At 68.3% G+C, this 23,950-nt stretch carries 24 protein-coding genes; 17 read left to right on the top strand and 7 right to left on the bottom strand.

Annotation, left to right across the window (positions count from 1 at the left end):
- Positions 1 to 95 precede the first annotated feature (95 nt).
- The 4 genes from AC1U2B_RS20975 to AC1U2B_RS20990 are packed head-to-tail and all read left to right on the top strand — an operon-like array spanning position 96 to position 4,201.
- Positions 96 to 1,613 carry a sugar transferase gene (locus tag AC1U2B_RS20975; RefSeq protein WP_480218336.1) on the top strand — a complete coding sequence of 506 codons (1,518 nt, stop codon included), beginning with the start codon at positions 96 to 98 and terminating at the stop codon, positions 1,611 to 1,613.
- A gap of 37 nt (positions 1,614 to 1,650) precedes the next feature.
- Positions 1,651 to 2,880, top strand: a complete 1,230-nt coding sequence (locus AC1U2B_RS20980; RefSeq protein WP_480218302.1) for a lipase family protein — start codon at positions 1,651 to 1,653, stop codon at positions 2,878 to 2,880.
- Positions 2,870 to 3,673 (top strand): biotin--[acetyl-CoA-carboxylase] ligase, encoded by an 804-nt coding sequence (locus tag AC1U2B_RS20985; protein ID WP_260940057.1) that lies wholly within the window; start codon positions 2,870 to 2,872, stop codon positions 3,671 to 3,673. The genes AC1U2B_RS20980 and AC1U2B_RS20985 overlap by 11 nt, the downstream gene beginning before the upstream one ends.
- A 9-nt stretch (positions 3,674 to 3,682) precedes the next feature.
- Positions 3,683 to 4,201 (top strand): PH domain-containing protein, encoded by a 519-nt coding sequence (locus AC1U2B_RS20990; protein WP_480218303.1) that lies wholly within the window; start codon positions 3,683 to 3,685, stop codon positions 4,199 to 4,201.
- On the opposite strand, the gene AC1U2B_RS20995 is transcribed toward AC1U2B_RS20990, so the two are convergent.
- Positions 4,156 to 4,770 (bottom strand): GtrA family protein, encoded by a 615-nt coding sequence (locus tag AC1U2B_RS20995; protein ID WP_071285855.1) that lies wholly within the window; start codon positions 4,768 to 4,770, stop codon positions 4,156 to 4,158. The genes AC1U2B_RS20990 and AC1U2B_RS20995 overlap by 46 nt on opposite strands.
- A 117-nt stretch (positions 4,771 to 4,887) precedes the next feature.
- Here AC1U2B_RS20995 and AC1U2B_RS21000 point away from each other — a divergent pair, with 117 nt between their 5' ends.
- The 4 genes from AC1U2B_RS21000 to AC1U2B_RS21015 are packed head-to-tail and all read left to right on the top strand — an operon-like array spanning position 4,888 to position 8,678.
- Entirely contained in the window at positions 4,888 to 6,105 is a 1,218-nt protein-coding gene (locus tag AC1U2B_RS21000) for a 5-(carboxyamino)imidazole ribonucleotide synthase (RefSeq protein ID WP_480218304.1), read from the top strand.
- The gene (gene purE, locus AC1U2B_RS21005; protein ID WP_260940055.1) at positions 6,098 to 6,622 is read left to right on the top strand and encodes a 5-(carboxyamino)imidazole ribonucleotide mutase; all 525 of its coding nucleotides are present in this window, start codon (positions 6,098 to 6,100) and stop codon (positions 6,620 to 6,622) included. The genes AC1U2B_RS21000 and purE overlap by 8 nt, the downstream gene beginning before the upstream one ends.
- 11 nt (positions 6,623 to 6,633) lie before the next feature.
- Entirely contained in the window at positions 6,634 to 7,458 is an 825-nt protein-coding gene (locus AC1U2B_RS21010) for a class I SAM-dependent methyltransferase (protein ID WP_071285849.1), read from the top strand.
- A 59-nt stretch (positions 7,459 to 7,517) separates the two neighbouring features.
- Positions 7,518 to 8,678, top strand: coding sequence for an acyl-CoA dehydrogenase (locus AC1U2B_RS21015; RefSeq protein ID WP_260940054.1), 1,161 nt, complete (start codon positions 7,518 to 7,520; stop codon positions 8,676 to 8,678).
- Positions 8,679 to 8,687: 9 nt separating this feature from the next.
- Here the strand turns inward: AC1U2B_RS21015 and AC1U2B_RS21020 are convergent, their stop codons facing one another.
- Complete coding sequence (locus AC1U2B_RS21020) at positions 8,688 to 9,404, bottom strand: TIGR03089 family protein (RefSeq protein WP_480218305.1); 717 nt, start codon at positions 9,402 to 9,404, stop codon at positions 8,688 to 8,690.
- 2 nt (positions 9,405 to 9,406) lie between these two features.
- Positions 9,407 to 10,843, bottom strand: a complete 1,437-nt coding sequence (locus AC1U2B_RS21025; RefSeq protein WP_480218337.1) for an LCP family protein — start codon at positions 10,841 to 10,843, stop codon at positions 9,407 to 9,409.
- Positions 10,844 to 11,029: 186 nt separating this feature from the next.
- Here AC1U2B_RS21025 and AC1U2B_RS21030 point away from each other — a divergent pair, with 186 nt between their 5' ends.
- Both AC1U2B_RS21030 and manB read left to right on the top strand, forming a co-directional pair.
- Positions 11,030 to 11,923 (top strand): glycosyltransferase family 2 protein, encoded by an 894-nt coding sequence (locus AC1U2B_RS21030; protein WP_071285847.1) that lies wholly within the window; start codon positions 11,030 to 11,032, stop codon positions 11,921 to 11,923.
- An 87-nt stretch (positions 11,924 to 12,010) separates the two neighbouring features.
- Positions 12,011 to 13,087: a mannose-1-phosphate guanylyltransferase ManB gene (gene manB / locus AC1U2B_RS21035; RefSeq protein WP_043392895.1), complete on the top strand. Its 1,077-nt coding sequence runs from the start codon at positions 12,011 to 12,013 to the stop codon at positions 13,085 to 13,087.
- On the opposite strand, the gene AC1U2B_RS21040 is transcribed toward manB, so the two are convergent.
- From AC1U2B_RS21040 to cofD, 3 genes are read right to left on the bottom strand one after another with little or no spacing between them, the layout of a single operon-like run.
- A complete protein-coding gene (locus AC1U2B_RS21040; protein ID WP_480218306.1) occupies positions 13,069 to 13,614 on the bottom strand; it encodes an NUDIX hydrolase in 546 nt (181 codons plus the stop codon). The two genes, manB and AC1U2B_RS21040, sit on opposite strands and share 19 nt — an antisense overlap.
- Complete coding sequence (locus AC1U2B_RS21045) at positions 13,611 to 14,960, bottom strand: coenzyme F420-0:L-glutamate ligase (protein WP_480218338.1); 1,350 nt, start codon at positions 14,958 to 14,960, stop codon at positions 13,611 to 13,613. Before AC1U2B_RS21045 ends, AC1U2B_RS21040 begins: the two co-directional genes overlap by 4 nt.
- A gap of 14 nt (positions 14,961 to 14,974) precedes the next feature.
- Positions 14,975 to 15,976: a 2-phospho-L-lactate transferase gene (cofD, locus tag AC1U2B_RS21050; RefSeq protein ID WP_480218307.1), complete on the bottom strand. Its 1,002-nt coding sequence runs from the start codon at positions 15,974 to 15,976 to the stop codon at positions 14,975 to 14,977.
- Between the two features lie 462 nt (positions 15,977 to 16,438).
- Here cofD and AC1U2B_RS21055 point away from each other — a divergent pair, with 462 nt between their 5' ends.
- A complete protein-coding gene (locus AC1U2B_RS21055; protein WP_480218308.1) occupies positions 16,439 to 16,777 on the top strand; it encodes a WhiB family transcriptional regulator in 339 nt (112 codons plus the stop codon).
- A 33-nt stretch (positions 16,778 to 16,810) separates the two neighbouring features.
- Here AC1U2B_RS21055 and AC1U2B_RS21060 read toward each other — a convergent pair whose 3' ends face one another.
- Positions 16,811 to 17,233 carry a metallopeptidase family protein gene (locus tag AC1U2B_RS21060; RefSeq protein WP_043392897.1) on the bottom strand — a complete coding sequence of 141 codons (423 nt, stop codon included), beginning with the start codon at positions 17,231 to 17,233 and terminating at the stop codon, positions 16,811 to 16,813.
- Positions 17,234 to 17,352: 119 nt separating this feature from the next.
- On the opposite strand from AC1U2B_RS21060, the gene AC1U2B_RS21065 reads away from it, so the two are divergent.
- The 6 genes from AC1U2B_RS21065 (at position 17,353) to AC1U2B_RS21090 (ending at position 23,948) form a co-directional block, all read left to right on the top strand.
- The gene (locus tag AC1U2B_RS21065; RefSeq protein ID WP_260940050.1) at positions 17,353 to 17,796 is read left to right on the top strand and encodes a DUF3499 domain-containing protein; all 444 of its coding nucleotides are present in this window, start codon (positions 17,353 to 17,355) and stop codon (positions 17,794 to 17,796) included.
- Between the two features lie 117 nt (positions 17,797 to 17,913).
- Entirely contained in the window at positions 17,914 to 19,314 is a 1,401-nt protein-coding gene (locus AC1U2B_RS21070; protein ID WP_260940049.1) for a phosphomannomutase/phosphoglucomutase, read from the top strand.
- The gene (locus AC1U2B_RS21075) at positions 19,311 to 20,402 is read left to right on the top strand and encodes a TobH protein (RefSeq protein WP_480218309.1); all 1,092 of its coding nucleotides are present in this window, start codon (positions 19,311 to 19,313) and stop codon (positions 20,400 to 20,402) included. The genes AC1U2B_RS21070 and AC1U2B_RS21075 overlap by 4 nt, the downstream gene beginning before the upstream one ends.
- Positions 20,403 to 20,407: 5 nt before the next feature.
- Positions 20,408 to 21,646, top strand: coding sequence for a mannose-6-phosphate isomerase, class I (gene manA / locus AC1U2B_RS21080; protein ID WP_480218310.1), 1,239 nt, complete (start codon positions 20,408 to 20,410; stop codon positions 21,644 to 21,646).
- 23 nt (positions 21,647 to 21,669) lie between these two features.
- Positions 21,670 to 22,581, top strand: a complete 912-nt coding sequence (locus tag AC1U2B_RS21085; RefSeq protein WP_480218311.1) for a cation diffusion facilitator family transporter — start codon at positions 21,670 to 21,672, stop codon at positions 22,579 to 22,581.
- A 107-nt stretch (positions 22,582 to 22,688) separates the two neighbouring features.
- Complete coding sequence (locus tag AC1U2B_RS21090; RefSeq protein WP_377042048.1) at positions 22,689 to 23,948, top strand: alkane 1-monooxygenase; 1,260 nt, start codon at positions 22,689 to 22,691, stop codon at positions 23,946 to 23,948.
- The last annotated feature ends 2 nt before the right edge of the window (positions 23,949 to 23,950 follow it).

Here is a 23,950-nt window from a genome sequence, read left to right on the forward strand (position 1 = left end):
TAATTTCGAGCAAACGATGCGATAGTAGTCGCAGTTCGCTGAGCGGGGGCTATAGCGAACTTCCAGCAAATGGGAGGGAGCAGGCGTCAGTGTCAGTGGCAGAAGAACTCTTCGTTCCAAAGGCTTCTCCCGCGCCTCCTGTACGGGCCGTCGCACCTTTAGCTGACCGGGCCTGGCAATCGCGCTACCGGTGGTGCCTGATCGCATTCGATCTGCTCGTCGTGGTGTTGGCCCTGGCGAGTGCCCAGTTCGTCAAGCTCGGTACACCGAATGCGTCACTGGAATTCACTTCGACGTACCTGCACGTCTTCTCGTACTACTCGGTGCTGTCCCTTTTCGTCGCCGTGATCTGGCTCGCCATGCTGGCCGCGTACCGGACCCGTTCGCCGCGCATCGTCGGCGCCGGTGTCGAGGAGTACCGCCGGGTCTTCTCCGCGACGCTGGCCACCGTCGGCATCATCGCCGTCGCACTGATGATCTTCCGCCCTGATTACGCTCGCGGCTACTTGGCCGTCGCGCTGCCGCTCGGCCTGGTCGGTCTGGTGGTCGGCCGGACCGTCTGCCGCCGGGTGCTGGCGCGGCTGCGCCGGCGCAACAAGTGCGTCTCCTCGGTGCTGGCGGTCGGTGACCCGCGCGCCGTCACCAATCTGGTGCAGTCCCTGCACCGCGAGTGGTGGTACGGCTACTCCGTCGCCGGCGTCTGCCTCACCGGACGCCCGGCAGGTGGCACCTTCGAGGTGGCCGGGGTCGGCGAATTGCCGGTGCTCGGCAACGAGTCCCAGGTCTCCGATGCCATCACCAAGGCCGCTTTCGACGCCGTCGCCCTCACCACGACCGATCATCTCGGGCCGGAAGGGATGCGCGAGCTGTCCTGGGAGCTGGACAAGCTGGGCATCGACATGGTCGTGTCGCCGAGCGTCATCGACGTCGCCGGCCCTCGGCTCACCATGCGTCCCGTCGCCGGACTGCCGCTGATCCACGTCGAGCGTCCGCAGTACAGCGGAACCAAGAAACTCCAGAAGCGCGCCTTCGACATCTTCGTCGCGCTGTTCGCGCTCACGGTGACCTCGCCGCTGATGGTGCTGTCGGCCATCGCCATCAAGCTCACCAGCCGCGGCCCCGTCTTCTACCGCTCCGAGCGAATCGGCCTGGACGGCAAGCCTTTCCAGATGACGAAGTTCCGCACCATGGTGCAGGGTGCCGACCGGATGGTCGACGACCTGATCAGCCTGGATCTCAACGAGAGCGGCAGCGGCGTGCTGTTCAAGATCCACGAGGACCCGCGGGTCACGCTCGTCGGAAAGTACCTGCGGCGCTACAGCATCGACGAGCTCCCGCAGTTCTTCAACGTGCTGTGCCGCGACATGAGCGTGGTCGGTCCGCGGCCGCCGCTGCGCCGTGAATTCGACACCTACAACGAGCAGGTGCGCCGCCGGCTGCTGGTGCTCCCCGGGATCACCGGGCTGTGGCAGGTGAGTGGCCGGGCCGATCTGTCGTGGGAGGACTCGGTGCGACTCGACCTGTCCTACGTCGAGAACTGGTCCATCACCAACGATCTGTTGATCGCGGCCAAGACTTTCCGCACGATCATCGGCGGTTCCGGCGCCTACTGAACCCGTTCGGGCGACCGCCGGTGAATAATCCCCTTTGATGCGTAAAGCCCTGCCGTGGATCGTGGTCGCCGTACTCGTCGTCGGTGGACTCACCGCCGCGACCTACCTGCGGCCACTGGTGCTGATCGGGACCTCGAAGGTCCTGGACATGTTCATCCCGCTGTCGGGCGCTCCGGAGCCGATCGGTTCGGCCGATCTCGCCGGCTCCGGTCCGGGCAGCCTGCTGTCGGCGACCACCATGCCGGGAGTCACCAGCACCTTCAACGGCCAGGGGATTCGCGCCGCACGGGTGGTGTACCGCTCCACCTCGGGTGACACCGGTGCACAGACCGTCGTCTCGGGTGCGGTGCTCACCCCGCTGGGCCGGGCGCCCAAGGGCGGCTGGCCGGTGGTGGCCCTCGGCCACGGCACCCTGGGCATCGACAACAATTGCGGGCCGTCGCTGTCACCGACGCTGATGAACCTGCTGCCCATCGCGAAAGTGGTGATCAATCTCGGGTACGCCGTCGCGCTGCCCGACTACCAGGGCCTCGGCGTCAAGGGCATCCACCCGTACTCCGACGCCCGCACCGCCGGTCTCAACCTGATCGATGCGGTCCGCGCGGCGCGTCATGTGTTCGGTGACGTCGGGACGACATGGGCGGCCTTCGGTGACTCTCAGGGCGGCGCCGCGGCATGGGCGGCAGACGAACAGGCCGAGCCCTACGCCCCGGAGCTCACGCTCGTCGGTGCCGTCGCCGTCGCTCCCGCGGCCGATGTCAGTGGCCTGGTGTCGAAATCGCAGACGGGCACGTTGACCAGCGAGCAGCGGCCGGTGCTGCAGGCACTGATCGAATCGCTGGCCCGGCTGCACACCGACCTCAACCGGGACGACTACCGGCACGGCGGCGCGGCGCGCTACTGGAATGTGCTGACGGACTGCAGCGCGGACGCGGCCTACAAGCGCGCCGTCGCCTCCGGGCAACTCGGGCCGCGCGACTTCCTCCCGGTCTCGCCGGACGCCGCCGAGCGGCTGCAGAATCTGTTGCAGGCGTGGGCGATTCCGCAACGACGGCTGACGGCGCCGCTGTACGTCTGGTACGGCGGTCAGGACCCCTTCATCGATGCCGGCTGGACCAAGGCCGCGATCGGGCGGGCCTGCTCGCTCGGTGGCACGGTGACCGCGGAATTCGATCCGCGGGGTGGACACAACCCGCCCGCGGCGCAGGAGATGCTCGACTGGATGGCGGATCGGTTCGCCGGGAAGAAGGTAACCAATGACTGCTGACCGCCTGCCACTGGACGCCGCGGCGATCCAGGCGGAGTCCGGCGACCGCTGGCGCGTCGAGGTGGTGGCCGAAACCGGTTCCACCAACGCCGATCTCGCGGCCCGGGCGCAGGCCGGTGAGAAGGTCGCCGGGGTGGCCCTGTTCACCGAGGATCAGATCGCGGGCCGGGGACGCCAGGGCCGCACCTGGACGGCCGTGCCGCGCTCACAGATTCTGGTGTCGGTCGGCGTGGACGCCACCGACGTGCCGAGCGAAACCTGGGGACTGCTGTCGCTGGCGGCCGGTGTGGCCGTCGTCGAGGCGGTGGCCGAGGTGGCCGGCGTGCAGGCCGCACTCAAGTGGCCCAACGACGTCTTGGTTGGCACCGGAAAGCTGGCCGGGATCCTCGCGGAGGTCGCCGCACCCGGTGGCGGGTCGCCCGTCATCGTCGTCGGGATCGGCCTGAACGTGTCGCTCGCCGCTGACGAACTGCCCGACCCGGTGGCCGTGTCTTTGTTGAGTCTCGGTGTGGCGCAACCGGACCGGCAGCGGCTGGCCGTGGCGCTGCTGAATCGTCTGCATGCCAGGATCGCCGAATGGCGCGCGGGCGGCAACGTCGAGCTGCTGGCTGTCTACCGCGACCACAGCAGCACGCTGGGGCAGTCGGTGCGGGCCGAGCTGCCCGGCGGGCGCGAGGTGGTCGGACAGGCGACCGACATCGACGTCAACGGTTCATTGGTGATCGACTCGGCCGACGGTGTCGTCGCCGTCTCTGCCGGCGACGTCGTCCATTTGCGGCCCAGCACCACCTAGAGTCTGGGTATGGGTTACCCGGACAACGTGCTGGCGGCCGACGAGAATGTCGTGCTGCATCGGCACCCGCACTGGAAACGGCTGATCGGCCCGGTTGTGGTGCTCCTGGCCGGGACGGCGCTGGCCGCGTTCGTCGCGGCGGTGGTCAACCACACCAACTGGGACAGCAACGCCAAGAACATCATCTTCGCGGTGATCGGGGTGATCTGGCTGGTGGTGGTCGGGTGGCTGACCGTCTGGCCGTTCCTGAACTGGCGCTCAACGCATTTCGTGATCACCGACCGCCGGGTGATGTTCCGGCGCGGGGTGCTGACCCGGTCGGGCATCGACATTCCGCTGGCCCGCATCAACAGTGTGGAGTTCCGGCACCAACTAATCGACCGGATACTGCGCACCGGCACCCTGATCATCGAGTCGGCATCGCAGGATCCGCTGGAATTCCATGACATTCCGCGAGTGGAGCAGGTCCACTCGCTGCTGTATCACGAAGTCTTCGACACCCTGGGGTCGGAGGAGTCGCCCAGCTGAGGGTCGTCCGAGAGCCCGTCGTAGGCCTCGGCGAAACCGCCGGCGGTCATGGTCGCCTCGAGCGTCATGTCGGGTGCGTGCTGCGCCATCTCGTCGGGGAACACCCAGCGCCGGAACGCCCAGAACCGGAACGCCATCTGCAGCAGGTTGCCGATGATGTACGCCGACACGAAGTCCGCGATGTTCTCGACGGTCAGCGACACGTTGGGCACGCGCAACTGCAGCATGTAGCTGGACACCCACAGCGGGGCCATGCTGAGCAGCACGCCGACGCCACTGACCGCGAAGAACAGCAGGGCCTCGTGATGACGCTCGCGTCCGCCGCGGTTCTGGAAGCTCCATTCGCGGTTCAGCACGTACGACGCGATCACCGCGACGATGCCGGCGATGATCTTCGCGGTCACCGGCTTGGGCTCGAGCACGGTGAGCTTGAGCGTGTAGAAGATGCCCGAGTCGATGACGAACGTGGTGGCGCCGACGATCGCGAACTTGATGAGCTCGTGATGCCGTTCGGCAAACGGCCTGATCACTCGCGGGAGCCGCGCGATTGTGGCCTCGGTGAACGACATAATCGGGCAGTTTACGGAAAGTACCTGCATTTCACGTACCCGTGCAGGTAGCGGGCGGTAGCTAGGCGGCATAGGCAGATTCGGGGGACATCCGTGGTGCGTGACAAACTAGGCGCCGTGACGCAACCCCCCGTCGTGGCAATGATCGGTGGCGGCCAGCTGGCCCGCATGACCCACCAGGCAGCCATCGCGCTCGGCCAGACCCTGCGGGTGCTGGCGGTCTCCGCCGACGAGCCGGCCGCCCAGGTGAGTCCGGCGGTGGTGCTGGGCTCGCACACCGACCTCGCCGCGCTGCGTGAGGTGGCGGCCGGTGCGTCGGCTCTGACGTTCGATCACGAGCACGTCCCCACCGAGCTGCTGGAGGCCCTCGTCGCGGACGGGGTCAACGTGGCCCCGCCGCCGTCGGCGCTGGTCCACGCGCAGGACAAGCTGGTGATGCGCCGCCGGCTGGCCGAACTCGGTGCGCCGGTGCCGCGCTACCGGGAGGTGGCGTCGGCCGCCGATCTCGATGCCATCGACGAACTCGCCGCTGAGGTCGGCGGCGGGCTCGTCGTCAAGGCCAGCCGTGGTGGCTATGACGGTAAGGGCGTCACCCTGACCGACGACGTGGCACAGGCCCGCGCCGCCGCCGAGGGCTACCTGGCCGACGGCGTCGCCGTGCTGGTCGAGGAGAAGGTCGCCATGCGGCGCGAGCTGGCCGCGCTGGTCGCGCGCTCGCCGTTCGGGCAGGGCGCGGCCTGGCCCGTGGTGCACACCGTGCAGGAGGACGGCATCTGCGTCGAGGTGATCGCGCCTGCGGCGCGGTTGGACTCCGGAGTGGCCACCGCGGCCGAACAGCTCGCCCTGCGGATCGCCGACGAGCTCGGTGTGGTCGGCGTGCTGGCGGTCGAGCTCTTCGAGACCGTCGACGGGGCGTTGGTGGTCAACGAGCTGGCCATGCGGCCGCACAACTCCGGGCACTGGACGATGGACGGCGCGACGACCAGCCAGTTCGAGCAGCATCTGCGGGCAGTGCTGGACTACCCGCTGGGGTCGACGGCACCGCTGGCCCCGGTGACGGTGATGGCCAACGTGCTGGGCGCGCCGACGCAGCCGGAGATGACCATGGACGAGCGGCTGCATCACCTGTTCGGCCGGCTGCCCGAGGCCCGGGTGCACCTGTACGGCAAGGGGGAGCGGCCCGGCCGCAAGATCGGGCACGTCAACATCGTCGGCGCGCCGGGCGGCTCGCTCGACGACGAGGACTACGTGGCAGACGTGCGCGAGCGGGCCGTACGGGCCGCGCATTGGTTGTCGCACGCTGAGTGGACGGACGGATGGAGTGGACATGAGTGAGCACGTGGCCGGACAGGCTGGACCGCGGGTCGGCCTGATCATGGGCAGTGACAGCGATTGGTCGGTGATGGAGGACGCGGCCACCGCGCTCGCCGAGTTCGAGGTGCCGTTCGAGGTCGGCGTGGTGTCGGCGCACCGCACCCCGCAGCGCATGCTCGACTACGCGAAGTCCGCCGCGGACCGGGGCGTCGAGGTGATCATTGCCGGCGCCGGCGGTGCCGCGCACCTGCCCGGGATGGTGGCGTCGGCCACCCCGCTGCCGGTGATCGGCGTGCCGGTGCCGCTGGCCCGGCTCGACGGCATGGACTCGTTGCTGTCGATCGTGCAGATGCCCGCCGGTGTGCCGGTGGCCACGGTGTCGATCGGTGGCGCGCGCAACGCGGGCCTGCTGGCGGTACGCATCCTGGGGTCGGCCGATGCCGGATTGCGTGCCCGGATGCAGCGCTTCCAGGCGGACCTGGAGCAGATGGTGCTCGCCAAGGACGAGGCGCTACGGAATCGGTTGCTGGGCAAGTAAGCTCACGATCGATGAAATCTTCATTCGCGCGGTACCGCAGCGTCGGCCACAAGCTCGTCACGGGATTCATGGAGCCAGAGGTGCTCCTGGTCGCGGGGGCGCTGGACGAGGCCCAGCGGGCCAGGTCCGTCGCCGGTGCGGTCGCCGAGATCGGCGTGCACCACGGCAAGCTGTTCATCGGCCTGAACCTGTTGCAGCGAGACGACGAAAAGTCCGTTGCCATCGACATTTTCGGCGACCAGGACCTCAACATCGACGGTTCCGGGGCCGGTGACCTGGCGAAGTTCACCAGCAACGTCGACGTGTGGTCGTCGATGGACGGCGTGGTGATCCACCAGGGCGACTCCACCAAGCTGGCACCCGAGGTGCTGCTGGAGGAGGCGGGTGGGCCCATCCGGTTCTTCAGCGTCGACGGTGGGCACACCGAGGAGATCGTCTACAGCGACATGCAGCTGGCCGAGGCCACGCTGGCCGACGGCGGCGTTGTCATCGCCGACGACGTCTTCAACGAGTTCTGGCCCGGCGTCGCGGTGGGCACACTCAAGTACCTCGACGACGGAGCCGGGCTGGCCCCGTTCGCGATCGGGTTCAACAAGGTGTTCTTCACCCAGCCGGAGTACTGCGACTACTACCAGGCCGAACTGGAGTCGGCGGCGCACCGCTCGGCCCGCATGCAGCACACCACCTCGGTTTTCGCCGGGCATCCGGTGCTGCTGCTCGGCCCGGTGACGGCCGTCGACGTGCTGCGCCGTAGCGAGACGCTGCGCACCGTCTATCACCGCACCTACCGCGAGTTGGTCCGTGGTCTGCAGAAGGTGTCGGGCCAGGGGCGGTAAAGTTACCGGCGAGTAGCAACAACCCGTATCTCGCCACATGGGCAGGCAAGGAGCCATCAATGTCTCTCGGTAACCCGTCATTCGATCTGTTTCAGCTGCCGGAAGAGCATCAGGAACTTCGGGCCGCGATCCGGGCCCTGGCCGAGAAGGAAATCGCTCCGTACGCCGCCGACGTCGACGAGCACGCCCGCTTCCCGCAGGAGGCCAGTGACGCGCTGACCGCGTCGGGCTTCAACGCCGTCCACGTGCCGGAGGAGTTCGGCGGCCAGGGCGCCGACTCGGTCGCCGCGTGCATCGTCATCGAGGAAGTGGCCCGGGTCGACGTCTCGGCGTCGCTGATCCCCGCGGTCAACAAGCTCGGCACCATGGGCCTGATCCTGAGCGGCTCCGACGACCTCAAGCGCAAGGTGCTGCCCGACCTCGTCGACGGCAAGCTGGCGTCGTACGCGCTGTCCGAGCGTGAGGCCGGTAGCGATGCCGCCGCCATGCGCACCCGCGCCAAGGCCGACGGCGACGACTGGATTCTCAACGGCGCCAAGGCGTGGATCACCAACGGTGGCAAGTCGACCTGGTACACCGTGATGGCGGTGACCGACCCCGACAAGGGCGCCAACGGCATCTCGGCGTTCATGGTGCACCTCGACGACGAGGGCTTCACCATCGGCCCGAAGGAGCGCAAGCTCGGCATCAAGGGCTCGCCGACCGTCGAGTTGTACTTCGAGAACTGCCGCATCCCCGGCGACCGGATCATCGGCGAGCCGGGCACCGGCTTCAAGACCGCCCTGGCGACGCTCGACCACACCCGCCCCACCATCGGCGCGCAGGCCGTCGGGGTGGCGCAGGGTGCGCTGGACGCGGCCATCGCCTACACCAAGGACCGCAAGCAGTTCGGCAAGTCGATCAGCCAGTTCCAGGGCGTCGAGTTCATGATCGCGGACATGGCGATGAAGACCGAGGCGGCCCGGCTGATGGTCTACAGCGCCGCGGCCCGCGCCGAGCGTGGTGAAGGCAACCTGGGCTTCATCTCGGCGGCGTCGAAGTGTTTCGCCTCGGATGTCGCGATGGAGGTCACCACCAACGCCGTGCAGCTGTTCGGCGGAGCCGGTTACACCGTCGACTTCCCGGTGGAGCGCATGATGCGCGACGCCAAGATCACCCAGATCTACGAGGGCACCAACCAGATTCAGCGGGTCGTGATGTCCCGCGCTCTGCTGCGCTGACGCGTCGGGCTAGAGGTCTTGGGTGACCTTCTCCGTCGCGCGGCGCCGCTCCAGCGCGCCCGCGTCGGGGTTGGCCACCTGCACCAGGGAGGCGCCGCCGGCGAAGACTGCCAGCAGGTTGGCCACGAGTTCGTCGGCGGTACCCCAGGCGGCGGTCGACAGCAGCCGGGTGCCTGCGGTGAATCCCTTTGCCGCGGCACCGTTCTGGGCTTCGGCGAGCACGTCGTCGACCGAGCGGCCGGCCAGTGCCGGACCGGGCGCGCGTTCGGGCACGATCTGGTCGCCGTGCACCCGCACGGCGGTGGCGTAGTCGGTGACCCCGATCGGCAGGTCGGGGACGGACTTGCCGAACGGGTCGAGTGACAGCACCACGACCTCGGCGGCGCCGGTCTCGTCGGCCGCGTCGAAGAGGTCGGCCGTGCACAGCGCGACGTCACAGTCCGCCGGAAGTGATTCGCCGGCAACAACTTCCGCGCCGATGTACCAGATTCCGAACAGCACGCCCGCCGTCTGCCAGTGCGCGGGCAGCAGCACCGCGACCCGGCTGCCCGGCCCGGCGCCCAGTTCGTCACGCAGCAGGTTGGCGGTCTTGGCGGCCCAGTTGCCCAGCGTCACCGCCGACAGCTCGATGCGCTCGCCGGTGGCGTCGTCGTAGTAGGTGATGCGCGGCCCGGCCGGGTCGGCGCGCAGCAACGGGTCGAGGATCGCGCTGGACAGATTGGTCACGGTCAGTCGACGCACTTCGGATCGGAGGTACCCGCCGTGATGATCGGGGACGGCGGCACCGGCGTGGCCGCGCCGGAATCGGTGGTGTCGGCGGCGGATTGCGTCACGGTGTGCGTTCCGCCCTCCAGGCCGGAGCCGGGGCCCGCGTAGTCGTGCGCCAGCACCACCCGCACCGCACCGCTGGGCACCGAGGCGTTCTCCACCACGGGCAGATTGCCCAGTTGCTGGGCGATGGCCTGCGCCCCGAGGTCGTCCGACTTCGCGGCCTGGATCTGGCTCGATGTCACGTGGTCGGCCTCGTTGTTGCCGATCTTGCCTGCGACGAAGCCCTTTGCGGTGAGTGCCTCCGACACCGCCGCGGCCAGTCCGTTGATGTCACTGTCGTTGACCACGTCGACGGTGGTGTTGCCGGGCGTATAGGCCAGCTTCTCGGTCTTGCCGTCGGCCTGGTCCTTGAGCAGACCGGCCACCCACTCCTGCACCTCCGCGGGATCGACCCGCACGACGCTCTGGGTGCCGTCGTCGCTCCAGCCGTCCTCGGCCAGCACCGGGATGGTGGCGAATGCCACGTTGCCGCCCGCCAGCTTCTGCATCTGCTGGACGAAATCCATGATGTCCCAACCGTCGGACAGCACCACCGACCGCTGCACGGCCTGGCGCAGCCGGCTCAGGGTGCTGGGGCTGGACAGCGTCTGCCCGGAGATGATGTCGTGCGCCAGCGACGCCATGAACACCTGCTGGCGGGTCACCCGGTCCAGGTCGCCGCGGGGCAGATCGTGGCGCTGCCGCACGAAGCTCAGGGCCTGCGGGCCGTTGAGTTTCTGCCAGCCGGCCGGGAAGTTGGCCCCCGACAACGGTTCGTCGACGGCGTTCTTCAGACACACGTTGACGCCGCCGAGCGCGTCGGTGATCAAGGCGAAGCCCAGCAATCCGACCTCGGCGTAGTGATCGACGGTGACGCCTGTGAGCTTTGCCACGGTTTTGATCAGCGCTTCGCGTCCGGCCTCGACGGCCTTCGGTTCCGCGGTGGCCGCGTCCTCGCCCTGCTGCTCGACGAGTTCCTTCATCTTCTCGAGCTTCACCTGACCGAAGACGCCGTTGATCTTGGTCTTGCCCAGACCCGGCGACTGCACATAGGAGTCGCGCGGGATCGAGATGGCGGTGGCCGAGCGCCCGTTGTTGGGGATGCGCACCAGGATGATGGTGTCGGTGTTGGTGGACACGTCGTCGCCGGCCCGCAGCGTCGCGAGTTCGTCCTCTGACAAGGGGTTTCCGTGCGCGTCGGTGCGGCTGTCCATGCCCACCAGCAGGATGTCGACGGCACCGTCGTCGCCCCCGCCGCCGAGGGCCGCGGCGCTGATGCGGTTGATGCCCGATTCCAGCGAACGCAGGCTGCTCCAGGCCACGCCGGTGCCCACCATCACGAGCACCGTCATCATGACGGCGAGGATGCGGAACAGTCGACCTGGCACCAGGACAGGCTACTGGTGAGCGGTTGCCGTGGCCGGTAGCCCGAGGTTCGGCGGGTCACACCGTGGTGCGGGTACGGCCGTCGGCCCGCTAACCTCTAGCCCGTGATCGAGGAGCCTTCCGGACCGCCGAGGACGCAGTCCGACAGATCACCTGTGCCGGACCGCCCGCTGCTCGTGGTGACGGTGACCTATTCACCCGGCCCGCATCTGGACCGTTTCCTGAAGACGCTGGCGCACGCCACCGAACGCAAGCTGCTGGTGGTGATGGCCGACAACGGATCGACCGACGGTGCCCCCGAGGCGGCCCTGCACCGGTATGCCGATGTCGAGTTGTTCCGTACCGGCGGCAACCTCGGCTACGGCACCGCGGTGAACCGCGCGGTGGCGGCGTACCTGGACACGCCCGACAGCGTCGTCGACCAGGAGTTCTTCGTGGTGGTCAACCCGGACGTGCAATGGGGCCCGCACAGCATCGACGAGCTGTTCGCCGGTGCGGCGCGATGGCCGGCCGCCGGCTCGGTGGGACCGCTGATCCGCGACCCCGACGGTTCGGTCTACCCCTCGGCCCGGCATCAGCCGAGCCTGATCCGCGGCGGCATGCATGCCGTGGTCGGTCCGTTCTGGAAATCCAACCCGTGGACGGCGGCCTACCGCCAGGACCGGTTGGAGCCGAGCGAACGCGCGGTCGGCTGGTTGTCGGGTTCGTGTCTGTTGTTGCGCACCAAGGCGTTCCGGCAGATCGGCGGATTCGACGAGAACTACTTCATGTACATGGAGGACGTCGACCTGGGCGACCGGCTGGCACGTGGGGGCTGGCAGAACGTGTACGTCCCGGCCGCCGAAATCCTGCACGACAAGGGACATTCCACCGGACGTGACCCGGCCCGCAACCTGGCCGCGCACCACCGCAGCACCTATACATTCCTGGCCGACCGGCATCCGCGCTGGTGGCAGGCCCCGCTGCGATGGACCATCAAATCGGCCCTCGGTGCCCGCGAACGCGCAGTGGTGGGCAATTCCAGGCGTAAGCGCCGTCGGGCAAACTAGGCTACCTGCGACGACCGATGGTGGCGGGGGCTTGCATCGGCGCAAACATCTTCAGTCATGGTGAAAGGACGCGAGTTGAGTGACGCGGTGAATCCGGTTGACGTCGACGCGGTCATCCTGGTGGGTGGGCAGGGCACCCGGCTGCGCCCGCTGACCCTCTCGGCCCCCAAGCCGATGCTGCCGACCGCTGGTGTGCCGTTCCTGTCCCACCTGCTCGCGCGGATCGCCGCCGCGGGCATCCGCCACGTGGTGTTGGGCACCTCGTACAAGGCGGAGGTCTTCGAGGAGGAATTCGGCGACGGTTCCAAGCTGGGCCTCGAGATCGAGTACGTGGTGGAGGAGGAGGCCCGGGGCACCGGTGGCGGTATCGCCAACGTGGCGCCCAAGCTGCGCCACCGGACCGCCATGGTGTTCAACGGTGACGTGCTCTCCGGCCTGGACCTGCGCGCGATGCTGACCAGCCACCTCGAGCGGCAGGCCGATGTCACACTGCACCTGGTGCGGGTGAGTGACCCGCGGGCGTTCGGTTGTGTGCCAACCGATTCCGACGGTGTGGTGACGGCGTTCCTGGAGAAGACGCAGGACCCGCCGACCGACCAGATCAACGCGGGCTGCTACCTGTTCCAGCGTGAGGTGATCGACGAGATCCCCACCGGCCGTGAGGTGTCGGTGGAACGCGAGGTGTTCCCCAAGCTGCTGTCCGACGGTTTCAAGGTGTGCGGTTACGTCGACGCCAGCTACTGGCGTGACATGGGTACGCCCGACGACTTCGTCCGTGGCTCAGCGGATCTGGTGCGCGGTATCGCGCCGTCGCCGGTGCTCGACGGGCACCGCGGCGAGAGCCTGGTGCACGAGGGTGCCGCGGTGGCGCCCGGTGCGTTGTTGATCGGCGGGACCGTGGTGGGCCGCGGCGCCGAGATCGGCGCCGGTGCCCGGCTGGACGGTGCGGTGATCTTCGACGGCGTCAAGATCGAGGCCGGGTCGGTGATCGAGCGGTCCATCATCGGGTTCGGCGCCCGGATCGGCCCGCGGGCGCTGATCCGCGACGGCGTGATCGGTGACGGTGCCAACATCGGCGCCCGGTGCGAGCTGCTGCGCGGTGCGCGGGTGTGGCCGGGGGTCACCATCCCCGACGGCGGTATTCGTTACTCGACGGACGTCTGAGCGGCCCGCGCGAGCCGTTCCAGGCCGGGGTCGGGGTCCGGGAACGCGTCCAGGGGCCACCACCGCAGATCCAGCGATTCGTCGCTGCAATGAATTTCGGCGTGCTCGGGCGCGACGGCCAGGTACTGCACGTCGAGATGCCGGGTCGGTACGCCCAGTGAGCAGGTCAGCGCGTGCACGTGCAGCGCGGCCGGCAACTCGGCGATAGTCAATCCGGCGATACCGGACTCTTCGGTGGCCTCACGCAGTGCGGCGGCCCGGATGTCGGTGTCGACGTCCTCGCAATGGCCGCCGAGTTGCACCCAGCGGCCCAAACGCGGGTGCAGGGTGAGCAGGGCATTGGTCCGGGTGTGATCGAGCACCAGTGCCGACGCGGTGATGTGTCCGGGCTCGCAGGCCCGCCGGCAGGCGTCGGGCCGGGCTGCGACGAATGCCGCGACAGCATGCCGCAAGGTGTCCTGGTCAGCGTCCGGGGCCGGCCAGTCGCGCAGCGCTGCCACAACGGAGGCGTGCAGGGTGTCGCTCATCGGCGGATCAAGAGCTCGTCGGTGGATACCGGCTCCCGCGGTGTGCGTGGCTCGTCGGTCTCGGGCAGATGGCCGATCGCGATGGCGCCCAACGGCTCCCAGTCGGCCGGCAGGTCGAGCTCTGCGCGCACGAGGTCGGCGGCGAAGATCGTCGACCCGATCCAGCAGCTGCCGACATCCCGCGCGGCCAGGGCCACCAGCAGCCCCTGTACCGCGGCGCCCACCGCGACGGTGAACATGGTGTGCTCGGCGTCGGTGCGGGCCGCGTCCGGATAGCTGTGTGCGCCATCGGGAACCAGGAACGGGATGACGAGTTCCGGTGCGTCGTAGAGGATCTGGCCGCGTCCGACGCGCCGGTCGACCGAATCGGCGGGCCGGCCATCGCCGGTCAGGTCGGTCCGCCACTTGTCTTTCATGCGGTCCAGCAACCGGATCCGCGTGTCGTGGTCCTGCACCCAGACGAAGCGGACCGGGCGGGTGTGGTGCGGTGCGGGCGCGGTCAGGGCCTCGGCGACGGATTCCTCGATGAGTTCCGGTGCGACCGGCTCGGCGCTGAACGTGCGCACCGAACGACGCATCAGCTGAGCCTGCCTGCGGCCCAACGCCAGTGCTTCCTCGGTGCCCAGCCAGAACAGGTCGTCCTGACCGGCGCGCACCAGGGTTCGGCCGTTCGAGCCGTCGTCGCGCGGCGACAGGCCCCGCACGACGGCGACGGGGATACCGGTGAGCTTGCCCTTGACCAGATCGGCGGCGGCCGCGATCTCGTCGGCGATGGCGACCTCCGTCACCAGCAATTCGTTGCCATGGGTGTCCTGGACACCGGAATAGCCGTGCAGTACAGCCAGTCCCGCCGCGCCGATGGCGGCATCGATCTGACCGTTGCGCCAGGCCCGGCCCATGGTGTCGGTGACGACGACGGCGACGGTGACGCCGAGCCGCTCGGCCAGGCCGGTGCGCAGCCGGGCCGCGCTGCCGTCGGGGTCGACCGGCAGCAGGGCCAATTCGGTTGTGCTGACATTGGATCCGTCGACACCGGCGGCGGCCTGGACCAAGCCGATGGCGTTCTCGGTGATCAGGGTGCGGCCCTTGCGGGCCAGCACGCGCACGGCCTCGTCGTCGATCAGCCTGCGCCGCAGGGCGTCCCGCTCGTCGGGGTCGGTCGGTGCGGCGACGATGCGGCCCTCGGACTTGGAGAGCACCTTGCTGGTGACCACCAGCACGTCGTCGTCGCGCAGCCAGGGGGCGGCGGCGGCGATGACGGCGGCCACGTCGTCACCCGGGCGGAATTCGGGCAGCCCTGGCACGGGCAGGATTTCGATGGCGGCCGCGGCGCCGTGTTCACTCACTTCGGCGCGTTCGGTCACAGCTGGATTCCGGCGAGTTGCAGTCCGGCCCGGACCATCTCGGCCGTGGCCGCCGGGTCGGTCATCAACAGCGGCACGGCTTTGACGTTGACGCCTTCGATCTCGGCGTGGTCGCCCTCGTCGATCAGCCAGCCGTCGAGGATGCCGGTCGTACCGCGGGCGCCGTAGTGCGTGCCCACGGCTTCCGAGGTGCTGTCGACGCCGATCACCTTGAGGCAGTCATCGGCCATCCCGCGCAACGGTTTTCCGGCCACGATCGGGGAGTACCCGATCACCGGTGCGGGCGTGGACCGCAGCGCGCGGCGCAGGCCGGGCACGGCGAGGATCGAACCGATGCTGACGACGGGATTCGAGGGGGCCAGCAGCACCACGTCGGCGCCGGCGATGGCGTCGGCGACTCCCGGTGCGGCGGTGGCCTTCTCGGTACCGATGAACGCGAAGCTGTGGGTGGGGATCTGGGCGCGGTAGCGAACCCACCACTCCTGGAAGTGGATGGCGCGCTGGTTGCCGGTTTCGGGATCGGTTACCACCACGTGGGTTTCGCTGCGATCGTCGCTGGCCGGCAGCAGCCGGGCGCCGGGCTGCCAGCGGTCGCACAACGCCTCGGTCACCTGGGACAGGGGGTAGCCGGCCCGCAGCATCTGGGTGCGCACCAGGTGGGTGGCCAGGTCGCGGTCGCCGAGCCCGAACCAGTCCGGCTGTACGCCGTACGCGGCGAGCTCTTCCTTGGCGTGCCAGGTCTCGTCGCGGTGGCCCCAGCCGCGTTCGGGGTCGATGCCGCCGCCGAGGGTGTACATGCACGTGTCGAGGTCGGGGCAGATGCGGACGCCGTACATCCAGGCGTCGTCACCGACGTTGACGATCGCGGTCAATTCGTGCGGCGAGGGGCCCGAGGAGTTTGTGCCGGGTTCGGCGAATTGACCCAACCCCAGAAGTTTCTGGACGCCGAGCAGAAAACGAGCGCCGCCGACGCCACCGACCAGAACCGTCACCTTCACGTCGACTCACCCTAGGCGATGACGGCCGGGTGGAATGACGCGCCCGGAAAGGCAATTTGGCGCGCAGCAAACTTAAAACCTCAGTATTCACTTGAGTAACAGGCGTATCGGCTATCGCAATTACCAAGTGCGTTGTGCAGCAGCGTGTTATTGGTCACTATCGCGACACGCCGCGATAACGACGCGCCGTAAACAGGTCACAAGATGGTAGGAAATGCGCTTCATCCGCTTGACCATGGCAGCTAACCCGTGTGTAATCACACCAGTGTCATTCCCGGTTTGTTTACCGGTTCCGGTGCAGCAGACTGAGATTCGACCGTATGTTCGAATTTTGATCGCCACCGACGGCACGCAGGGCAAGTAGTTGGACTCCGTTTTGAAAACTACGTAAAGCAGGGGAGGAGGCGGCAAATGTCTTACGAACACGCTGATTTCGATCATGTCGTTCAATTCGATGGGCGGATGCTCGGCTCTGTTGGGACCGCACCGCACACGAACACCGGACCTGTCCAGAACGTCGTCGCCGGACGGCCGCAGCTGAGTCTGGTGCCCGAACACATCGACAACGAGCCCGAGCTCACGGAAGACCAGTGGCAGGAGCGTGCCCTGTGCGCGCAAACTGACCCTGAGGCGTTCTTCCCCGAGAAGGGTGGCTCGACCCGGGAAGCCAAGCGCATCTGCCTGGGCTGCGAGGTGCGCGACGCGTGCCTCGAGTACGCCCTGGCGCATGACGAGCGCTTCGGCATCTGGGGCGGTCTGTCGGAGCGCGAGCGCCGGCGGATCAAGCGCGGCGTCATCTGACGCACCGCGCTCGCGGGTAGGTCGACCGGCCTGTCAGTCGTCCAGCATGGTCGGGTCGATCACCGATGGTTCAACGCCGAGATACGTGGCTACCTGCGCCACGAGAATCTCGTGCAACAGGTCGGCGAGGTCAACGGAGTCCTTCGCCCTCCGCTCAATGGGCTTGCGGAACAACACAATTCGCGCCCGTGTCGAATTCCCTCGAACATCCACCCCGGCCGGGATGAGCCGCGCCAGCGCCACCGGCCCGTCGGCGATCACCTCGGGCGGCCACTGGATGGCATCGGGATCTTTGGGGGAGATCCGCGGAATCTCATCGACTGCGACGTCGAGCCCGGACACCCGGCTGCTCCAGCGGCGCTCGATGGGTTCGTAGGCCTCCAGCACCGCCATGTCGAATCGTTCGGCGCGACTGCGCCATCCGGGAACGGTCGGGGGGAGTAGCGGGCCGCGCATGCCGCGACGGCGGCGCACACGCGAGTGGGCCATCGGCCGATAGTAACGGTTGGAGATCGACGTACCCGCGACGCGCGTGTCCGGCAGTGGGCGCGTCGGCGGCGCGATAATCTCGCCGAGTGAATGTTCCCCGTCGCTGCTGCCGGCCAGGTTGCCCGCACTACGCCGTGGCGACGCTGACATTTGTCTATTCGGATTCCACGGCAGTCGTAGGTCCGTTGGCGACCGTGTCGGAGCCGCATTCGTGGGACCTGTGTGTGTCGCACGCCAGCCGCATCACCGCGCCCCGCGGGTGGGAGTTGGTCCGCCATGCGGGTCCGCTGCCCACGCCTTCGGACGATGACGACCTCGTCGCGCTCGCCGACGCGGTGCGCGAAGGTCGCGACTCGCCGTCTCGCGGCGGTATCCCAACAGGTTTCAGCGATCCGCCCCCCGGCAGCCACGCCGGAGCGCAGGGTGGCGCGGTCATGGCACCGCCCGCGCCGCGCACGCAGCACGGCGGGCAGCCCAATGGACGACGCCGCGGCCATCTGCGAGTGTTGCCGGACCCTCCTGAGGGTTAGCGCCCCAACTCCTGCCGAACCCCACCGACCGTCCCCGGGCAGATGGGCCAGCCGATAGGCTGACTGTCACAGACCCTCGGTATGCAGTGGTCTGCAAACGATGAGATCGGGAGGGCTATGTCTCGGCCTGCTGCCTCTGTACAGCGCGTTATCAAGGCATATGACGTACGCGGGCTGGTCGGCGAGGAGATCGACGAGTCGTTTGTCGCCGACGTCGGCGGTGCGTTCGCCCGGCTGATGCGCGCCGAGGGCGCCACCCGCGTGGCGGTCGGTTACGACATGCGGCCCAGCTCACCGTCATTGGCTGCGGCGTTCGCCAGCGGGGTCACCGCGCAGGGTCTGGACGTGGTCCGGATCGGGTTGGCGTCGACCGATCAGCTCTACTTCGCCTCGGGTCTGCTCGATTGCCCGGGCGCCATGTTCACGGCCAGCCACAACCCGGCGGCCTACAACGGCATCAAGCTGTGCCGCGCCGGGGCGAAGCCTGTCGGCAAGGACACTGGTCTGACGGACATCAGCGATGAGGTCATCGGCGGCGTGCCCGGTCACGACGGCGCCGCCGGCACTGTGGAGGATCGCGACGTGCTCGCCGAGTACGGCACCTTCCTGCGTTCGCTGGTCGACGTCTCGGGGCTGCGTCCGCTGCGGGTCTCGGTCGACGCCGGAAACGGCATGGGCGGGCACACCACTCCGGAGGTGCTGGGCACCGTCGCGTCGATCGCCTTGCTGCCGTTGTACTTCGAACTCGACGGCACGTTCCCCAACCACGAGGCCAACCCGCTGGACCCGGCCAACCTGGTGGACCTGCAGAAGCATGTCATCGACAACGGCGCCGACATCGGTCTGGCCTTCGACGGCGACGCCGACCGCTGCTTCGTCGTCGACGAGAAGGGCGACCCGGTGTCGCCGTCGGCCGTGACGGCGCTGGTCGCCGATCGCGAGCTGACCCGGGAGGCCGGCGCGACCGTCATCCACAACCTCATCACCTCGCGTGCGGTGCCCGAACTGATCGCCGAGCGCGGCGGTAAGGCAGTGCGCTCGCGCGTCGGCCACTCGTACATCAAGGCCCTGATGGCCGAGAGCAACGCGATCTTCGGCGGCGAGCATTCGGCGCACTACTACTTCCGCGATTTCTGGGGTGCCGACTCCGGCATGCTCGCCGCACTGCACGTGCTGGCGGCGCTCGGGGAGCAGGACCGTCCGCTGTCCGAGCTGATGGCCAAGTACCAGCGGTACGAGGCGTCCGGCGAGATCAACTTCACCGTCGCCGACGCACCGGCGTGCGTCCAGGCGGTCATCACCTCGTACGGCAGCGAGATCGTGTCGACCGACGAACTCGACGGGGTGACCGTCGACCTCGGCGACGGGCGCTGGTTCAACCTGCGCACCTCCAACACCGAACCGCTGCTGCGGCTCAACGTCGAATCCCGCACGGGTGCGGAGGTCGACCAGATCGTCGAGCACATCGCGGCACAGATCAAGGCGGTCAGTGGGCGCACCGGCGAGTCGACGCCATGAGTGCCGCCCCGGCGACCCTGGACCTCGACGATGTCGATGGCCTGATCGCGGCCGACCGCGACGGCCTGCTGCGGGCGGCGTCGATGGCCGGCGCGCAGACCCGCGCGGTCGCCGCGGCACTCACTGAGGGCGAACTCGACGAGCTGCGCTCCGATCAACGTCCGCGCACCGTCACCTGGGTGTGCGGGCGCGGGGCGTCCGGAGCACCCGGCGCGGCCGGGGCCGTGCTGGCCGCGGCACTGGGGGCGACGTCGTCGATCCCGCTGGTGGTCACCCCGGATGTGCCGCCGTGGATCGGCGCACTGGACGTCGTGATCGTGGCGGGCGACGACGCGGCCGACCCGGCGCTGGTGACCGCGGTCGCGACCGGCGTGCGCCGCGGTGCCCGCGTGATCGTGGTGGCGCCCAACGACGGTCCGTTGCGCGACGCCGCCGCCGGCCGTGCGGTGGTGCTGCCGCCGCGGCTGTCGGTGCCCGACGACTTCGGCCTCACCCGGTACCTGGCCGCGGGGCTCGCGACCATGATGGTCGTCGACCCGGCACTGCGCATCGATCTGGATGCCCTGGCCGACGAGTTGGACGCCGAGGCCCTGCGCAACAGCGCGGCCCGCGAGATCTTCACCAACCCGGCCAAGAACCTGGCCGAGCGGATGTCCGGCCGGCAGGTGGTGCTGGCCGGGGAGGGCGCGGCCATGCTGGCGTTGGTCCGCCATGGCGCGACGGTGCTGCTGCGGGTGGCCCATCAACTGGTGACCGCGACCGGCGGCGCCGACGCCCTGGTGGCGTTGCACGGTGGGCTCGGCCGGCAGACCGTCGAAATGTCTTACGAGGACTCGCTTTTCCATGATCCCGAGATCGACGGGCCCGTGCCGGCCCGGGTCCGCACCGTGGTGCTGTGTGCTGACGAGGAGCGCCCCGGCGTGATCGCCCGGATGGACGCCCTCGGTGGTGACGTCGACGTGCTCAGCGCCGACGACGTGCCCGACGCGGGGCTGCAGGTGCCGGGTAGCCGCTTGGAACAACAGATCGCGATGCTGGCGGTACGGCTGGAGATGACGGCCGTGTACCTGAAACTGGTTCGAGGTTAGACATAGTGCATCTGCTACGAGGCGCGGTCAGGAACTACGCCTGGGGGTCGCGTACCGCCTTGGCCGATTTCGCCGGAAAGCCCAGTCCCACAGCGCATCCCGAGGCTGAACTGTGGTTGGGTGCGAACCCGGGGGACCCGGCGCGGCTGGAGACCGCAGACGGCGAGGTGTCGCTGCTCGACGTCATCCGGGCCGATCCCGGCGGCGAGCTGGGGCCTGAGGTCCGGGCCCGGTTCGGTGAGGTCTTGCCGTTCCTGGCGAAGGTGCTGGCCGCCGACGAACCGCTGTCGCTGCAGGCGCACCCCAGTGCCGAGCAGGCCGCCGAGGGCTTCAATCGTGAAGAGCGCCAAGGTATTGCCGTCAACGCGCGCAATCGCAATTACCGGGACCGCAGCCACAAACCCGAGTTGATCGTGGCCCTCGGCCCGTTCGAGGCGCTCGCCGGATTCCGGCCGGTGGTCCGCACCGTCGAGTTGATGCGGGCACTGGCGGTGTCCGACCTCGATCCGTACATCAACCTGCTGGCCGGCCAGTCGGACGGGGCCGGGCTGCGGGCCGTGTTCACCACCTGGATCACCTTGCCGCAGCCCGATCTCGACGTGCTGGTGCCGGCCGTGCTCGACGGCGCGGTGAACTACATCCGTTCGGGGGCAACGGAATTCGCGGCCGAGGCCAAGACCGTGCTCGAACTCGGCGAGCGGTACCCGGGCGATGCCGGCGTGCTGGCCGCCATGCTGCTCAACCGCATCAGCCTGGTCGAGGGGGAGGGCATCTATCTGCCCGCCGGCAATCTGCACGCCTATCTGCACGGCCTGGGGTTCGAGGTCATGGCCAACTCCGACAACGTGTTACGCGGTGGCCTGACACCCAAGCACGTGGATGTGCCGGAACTTCTTCGCGTACTCGACTTCACCCCGACCGATGGTCGGCCGATCCGCCCGCGGCCGGCCGAGCATGGCTCAACCGCCGGCGTCGAGGAGGTGTTCGACACGCCCGCACCGGAGTTCGCGGTGTCGATCCTGCGGATCGGCGACGACCGGGTGGGCAGTGCGGTCGAGGTGCCCAAGGAGCACGCCGGCCCGCAGATTCTGCTGGGCACGCAGGGCCGGGTGCAGGTGCATTCCGCAGGTGGCGAGCTGACCCTGAACCAGGGGGCCGCCGCCTGGATCGCCGCCGGGGAGGGACCCGTGCGGTTGGTGGCCGAAGAGCCGTCGACGGTGTTCCGTGCGACGGTAGGGATCTAAAAAAACCTACGAAAGGGCAGGTCATGTCGGCCTCGGGGAGTGCGCGCGCGATTGTCGCGGCGCTGTTGGCCAATGCCGGGATCGCGGCGGCGAAGTTCGTCGGCTTTCTGATCACCGGTAGTTCGTCGATGCTCGCGGAGTCGGTGCACTCGCTGGCGGACACGTCCAACCAGGGGCTGCTGCTGTGGGGGCAGCGGCAGGCGCGCAAGGATGCCGACCATCTGCATCCGTTCGGCTACGGCCGTAGCCGCTACTTCTATTCGTTCGTGGTGGCGCTGGTGCTGTTTAGCCTCGGTGCCATGTTCGCCCTGTACGAGGGCTATCACAAGATCAGCCACCCCGAGCCGCTGTCCTCGCCGATCGTCGCCGTCGCCATCCTGGTCGTCGCGATCGGGCTCGAGGGTTTCAGCTTCTACACCGCGGTGAAGGAATCGCGTCCGCTCAAGGGGTCCGGCAGCTGGTGGCGGTTCATCCGGACCTCGCGTAACCCGGAGCTGCCGGTGGTGCTGCTGGAGGACACCGGCGCGCTGATCGGTCTGGTGCTGGCCCTGGGCGGCGTCGGCTTGTCGATGCTGACGGGCGACCCGGTGTGGGACGGCATCGGCACCGCGGCCATCGGTGTGCTGCTCGGCGTCATCGCGGTGGTGCTGATGGTCGAGATGAAGAGCCTGCTGATCGGTGAAGGCGCGACCGTCGACGAGACCGGCAGCATCCGCAGCGCGCTGGAGCAGACGGCGCACATCGACCGCGTCATCCACCTGCGGACCCAGTACCTGGGGCCGGAGGAGATGCTCGTCGGTGTGAAGGTCGCGCTGGCCCCGAAGACCGACCTGGAGACCGTCGCCACGACGATCGACGCCGCCGAGGTCGCGATCCGCGCTGCGGTCCCCAACGCCCGCATCATCTACATCGAGCCCGACCTGTACCGCGGCTGACGCCGACAAAACCCGCAGTCACCTGCAGCGGTGACGGCTGCCACAAGTCGTTTTACAAAATCGCCTCTAATGTCTAGACCGGCGACAAACTGCGGTCTATAGTCAAGATCACAAGTTGTCGGCAAACCAATGGAGGTGGACCCGTGTCAGTCGAGGTATCCGACGTCAACGTTGAGCAGTGGCGTGATCGCAAGCGTCATCTGTGGCTCATGGGCCTGATCGCGCCCACGGCGCTGTTCGTGATGCTCCCGCTGATCTGGGCACTGAACCAGGCGGGATGGCACGCGTTGGCGCAGGTGCCGCTGTGGATCGGCCCCGGCCTGCTCTATGTGCTGCTGCCGATCCTCGACCTGAAGTTCGGGCCCGACGGGGAGAACCCGCCGGACGAGATGATGGACCAGCTGGCGAACGACAAGTACTACCGCTACTGCACCTACGTCTACATCCCGTTCCAGTACGCCAGCGTCATCATGGGCGCGTACCTGTTCACCGCCAAGGACCTGAGCTGGCTCGGCTTCGAGGGCGGGCTGGCCTGGTGGGCCAAGCTCGGCGTCGCACTGTCGGTCGGCGTGCTCGGTGGCGTCGGTATCAACACCGCGCACGAGATGGGACACAAGAAGGAGAACCTGGAGCGCTGGCTGGCCAAGATCACCCTGGCCCAGACGTTCTACGGCCACTTCTACATCGAGCACAACCGCGGTCACCACGTCCGCGTCGCCACCCCGGAAGACCCCGCGTCGGCCCGCTTCGGTGAGACCTTCTGGGAGTTCCTGCCGCGCACCGTGTGGGGTGCCCTGAAGTCCTCGGTCGAGCTGGAGGCCCAGCGCATCCGTCGCCTCGGACGCAGCCCGTGGGATCCCCGCACCTACCTCAAGAACGATGTCCTCAACGCGTGGCTCATGTCGCTGGTGTTCTTCGGCGTCCTGATCGCGGTGTTCGGCCCGGCGCTCATCCCGTTCGTCCTGATCCAGGGCATCTACGGATTCAGCCTGCTGGAGTCGGTCAACTACCTGGAGCACTACGGCCTGCTGCGGCAGAAGACCGAGAGCGGACGCTACGAGCGCTGCGCGCCGGTGCACAGCTGGAACTCCGACCACATCGTCACCAACCTGTTCCTGTACCACCTGCAGCGGCACAGTGACCACCACGCCAACCCGACGCGTCGCTACCAGACGCTGCGCAGCATCGACGGCGCCCCGAATCTGCCCAGTGGCTACGCCACCCTGATCGGCCTGACCTACATCCCGCCGCTGTGGCGCCGGATGATGGACCACCGGGTCATCGAGCACTACGACGGCGACATCACCAAGGTCAACGTCCACCCGCGGGTGCGGAACAAGGTGATGGCCAAGTACGGGGTGGCCTGAGT

This window comes from Mycolicibacterium sp. P4_G11 (assembly GCF_056555145.1).